We start from the raw sequence: 3,910 nt of genomic DNA on the forward strand, positions 1-3,910 counted from the left end.
CGACCACGTCTACCGCCAGGCGATCACCTCGGCCGGCTTCGGCTGCATGGCCGCGCTGGATGCCGAACGCTGGCTGGCGCAGTCAGAGAGCGATCAGAGCACGGCTTGATTTTCGGGCGACGCTTCGGGTTGGAGCGTCACGACCTGCGGCCTCGCAGGGGACACCCCTGCACCCCGATCCGCGCGCTGGGCGTAGTCGGCCCGCCAGAACCGGGCTTGCTCGCACAGCAGCGGCCACGCCTCCATCCGCCACGGGGCGAACCGGTAGCCGTTGCCGCTCACCAGATCGCCGTCCGGGTGCAGCAGCCAGCCCGATCAGGCGGGATGCAGCGCCCCCAGATCGCCCAGGCGCAGCAGCCGCAGCAGCCGCAGCCGCAGCCGCCGCAGCAGCTTGACCGCCGCCCACGGCACCCGGTTGCGCCCGGTGTCCCAGTGCCGAATCGTCCGCTCGCAGACCCCGAGGAACGCCGCGCAGGCCTTCCGGTTCAGAAGGCAGGCGTGGCGTAGCTCGCGGAAGCTCTCGGGACTGACCAGCCAGACCCGGCGCCGTGGCCGGCCAGCAGCACGCCGAGGGCGACCCACAGGGCGGCCCAGAGGGTGGGAGGCAGCGGTTCCCGAGGCCTCATCGGCGCCATCCGAAATTGCGCATAATGTATATTATGTAAAACGAAATGTAACGACGGCCGAGGATCTGGCACGTCAGCCCCGAAGGCTTCCGCGCCCTGCGGCATGCCTGCCTGCTGTCGCGCCAAGCGTGCGCGGCGTTCCCCGGCCGCTCGCGCATACCGTTCAGTGCCGTGCGGCTGCTGCGCGTCGTTCGCCTGGGCGACCTCGGCGCGCTGTGCGACGACTGGGCCGGCTGGACGCTCAACCGGCTGGGCCTGCACGATCCCGCTGGCCGCACGTACCGCCTCGACGCCATGCGGGCGTGGTGGATCACCGCCGAGCAAGCCCGGTTCTGGCGGCAAGGTCACCGGCTGGCCGGCGACAGCGAGCGACTGGAAGGAGCGTCCACTTTCGCGCCCGTGGTGTCCGGCCAAGGCGAGGCCAGCAGGCGCGAAACGGCCCGACCGGATCGGCTCCGCGACGCCGCCGCTCCCGCCCACCCGCTTTCCCTGCCCCGGCGCGCCGCGGCCGGCGCAATCGATTACCGCACCCGCCGGCCCCGCAAGGCCCGGGTGGCCCGGTTGCGGTCCTCCACCCGGGAAGCCTGCAAACCCCACGAGCAGAAAGCCGACAGATGCCCCTGTCTCCGATGACGCAGGCTGATCCCTACAGTTCGTAGCGTTTGAGCTTGTACCAGAGTGCTCGCTCGCTGACTTCCAAAAGCCTTGCAGCTGCGGCTTTGTTGCCATCGCTGCGCGCGAGCGCAGCAGCGATCAGATGGCGCTCGATCGCCTCGACCTGGGGCTTCATGGCCAAGGAAGTCGTCACGTCTGATTTGGTCGCTGTTTCTGATGCAATGAATGCTGTTGCCGGGTTCGCATGCGATATTTCAGGAGGAAAGTGCTCGATGCCTATCTCGTCGCCACGACACAAGACCATGGCGCGTTCGATCAGATTTTCCAGCTCGCGCACGTTGCCAGGCCAGTTGTACTGCTCCAACCGCTGAAGCGCCTGCGCCGACAGTTGAGGCGTGGATCGGCCGAGCTCGCGCGCGTATTGGTGCAAGAAGTGCTCGGCCAACAAAGGAATGTCACCGCTACGCTCACGCAACAATGGCACGTCGACGCGCACCACATTGAGGCGGAAATACAGATCACGGCGTAGCCGCCCTTCCTCCACCGCCCGCAGCGGGTCGCGGTTGGTGGCAGCGATTACGCGCAGGTCGACTGCGATGGGCGTGTTGGCCCCAAGCCGCTCGATGCTTCCATCCTGCAGCACGCGTAGCAGCTTGGCCTGCAGTACCGGCGGCATCTCGGTGATCTCGTCGAGGAACAGCGTGCCGCCGCTGGATAGTTCGCACTTGCCGACGCGGTCGCGCAGCGCGCCGGTGAAGGCGCCCTTGGCATGGCCGAACAGCTCGCTCTCCAGCAAATCGGTCGGGATGGCGGCGCAATTGATCGGCACGAACAGGCCGCTGCGATTCGAAGCCTGATGCAGCGCGCGCGCCACGAGTTCCTTGCCGGTGCCGGTTTCGCCGACGATGAACACGCTGCTGCGCGTGGGGGCCACCTGTTCCAGCAGGCGGTACAGCGCCTGCATGCTGTCGCTGACGCCGACGAATTCGCCCCAGCCCCTGGAAAGCTCGTCGCGCAGGAAACGGTTCTCGCGCTGTACCGCCTGCATCTCCAATACGCGGGTCACCGCCAGCTCGATGGTTTCCATCTCGAACGGACGGATGATGTAGTCGGCGGCGCCGAGCTTCATCGCGCTTACGGCCGTTTCGATCGTGCCGTAGGCGGTCAGCATGATCACCGGCACGTCGTCGCCGCGCGCGCGCAAAGCCTTGAGAAGCTCGATGCCGTCCATGCGCGGCATGCGCAGGTCGGTCAGCACGAGGTCGCAGGATTCGCGTTCGAGCAGGCGCAGCGCTTCCTCGCCCTCGCCGGCTTGCAGCACCTCATGCCCCATGTTGCGCAATGACAGCTCGAGGATGCGCCGCATCTTCGCCTCGTTGTCGACCACCAGTATCCGCTTCGTGTTCATCGTCGCCGCCTGTCACATGCCGAAGCGCAGCACGAAGGCTGCGCCACCCCATTCGCTTTCGCCCACTTCGATCTCGCCGCCATGCACATGGACGATCTGCTGCACGATGGTCAGCCCCAGACCTATGCCGCCTTCGCGCCGGCTGAAGAACGGATCGAAAATGCGCTGGCGCAACGCTTCGGGCACACCGGGACCGCTGTCGGCCACGACGACCCGCAACTCCCCGGCATCGCGTGCCGTGCTCACCACGACCCGCCCGCCATCCGACACGAAGGACAGCGCGTTGAGCACCAGGTTCAGCAGTACCTGCATCATTTGCTCGCGGTCGCAGTTGAATACCAGGCTGTCGCCCTGAAATTTCCTGCTGAGCACGACGCCGGTCTTCTCGGCGCGCGAGTCGAGCAGGCCAATCACGTTGTCGATGATCGCGTGCAGGTCGTGCGGACGGAAATCCGGTGGGGTCGGCCGGGCGCACTCCAACAGCATGGTCACCAGCCGGTTCAGGCGCTCGGTCTCGCTCAGAATGAAGCCGATCAGTTCGTGCTCTTTCGCGCCGAGGTGCGGCTGGCGCTGCAGCAATTGCGCGGAACTGCGTAGGATCCCCACCGGCGTGCGCACCTCGTGGGCCATGATCGCGGCCATCTCGCCCACCACGGCCAGCTTGCCGGCTCGCACGAGTTGCTCCCGTGAGCGCTCCAGCGCCTCGATCATCTCCACATAAGCGCGGTGCAGCTCCTCCACTTCGGAAATCGTGCTGGGCGGCACTTCCGGCAATGCGCTCTCGCCCTGGCGGAGGCGGCGCGCGAAATCGGTGAGCGCAATGATGGGCCGGGTGATGAGGCTGGCCAGGCGCGAGGAGATCCACACGCCGGCACCCAAAGTCAGCAGCAACACCGCCAGCATCGCCCACAGCAGACGCCAGATGGGACCGAACGAAACCGAGGTTGGCTCGACCATCACGATGTGCCAGCCCAGGCTCTGGAACTGCTGGTAGCCACTGGAGGCGGCGACACCAACCAGCAGGGAGCGATAACCCAGCGCGCGGCCGCGATGGATGTAGGACATCGCCCCCGTGCGGGGCAGCACCCAGCTATCCATCCGCAGGTGCACCAAGTCCAACCGGTCGCGCAAGGTGCGTGAGGCCGCGATCGCGTGGCCGTCGCGATCCAGCAGCAAAAGGCCGCGCGGACCGTCGCCGACGGCCTCGTCGAGCAGGCTTTGCATGGCGCGCCAGTCGAGCAGCACGTAGAGGTAGCCGATG

The 3,910-nt window shown here is 66.8% G+C and carries 3 protein-coding genes; 1 reads left to right on the plus strand and 2 read right to left on the minus strand.

All coding sequences use genetic code 11. From position 1 onward, the window contains the following. Nucleotides 1-797 precede the first annotated feature (797 nt). Entirely contained in the window at nucleotides 798-1,259 is a 462-nt protein-coding gene (locus tag PCA_RS09745; protein ID WP_181302421.1) for a hypothetical protein, read from the plus strand. Between the two features lie 13 nt (nucleotides 1,260-1,272). Here the strand turns inward: PCA_RS09745 and PCA_RS09750 are convergent, their stop codons facing one another. Both PCA_RS09750 and PCA_RS09755 read right to left on the minus strand, forming a co-directional pair. Next, on the minus strand, nucleotides 1,273-2,649 hold the full coding sequence (locus PCA_RS09750) for a sigma-54 dependent transcriptional regulator (protein ID WP_181302422.1): 1,377 nt from the start codon (nucleotides 2,647-2,649) through the stop codon (nucleotides 1,273-1,275). A 12-nt stretch (nucleotides 2,650-2,661) separates the two neighbouring features. Next, nucleotides 2,662-3,910, minus strand: a 1,249-nt coding sequence (locus tag PCA_RS09755) for an ATP-binding protein (RefSeq protein ID WP_255436766.1), incomplete at its 5' end; no start/stop codon positions are given.

This window comes from Rhodanobacter sp. PCA2 (assembly GCF_013620825.1).
Taxonomy (GTDB): Bacteria; Pseudomonadota; Gammaproteobacteria; order Xanthomonadales; family Rhodanobacteraceae; genus Rhodanobacter_A.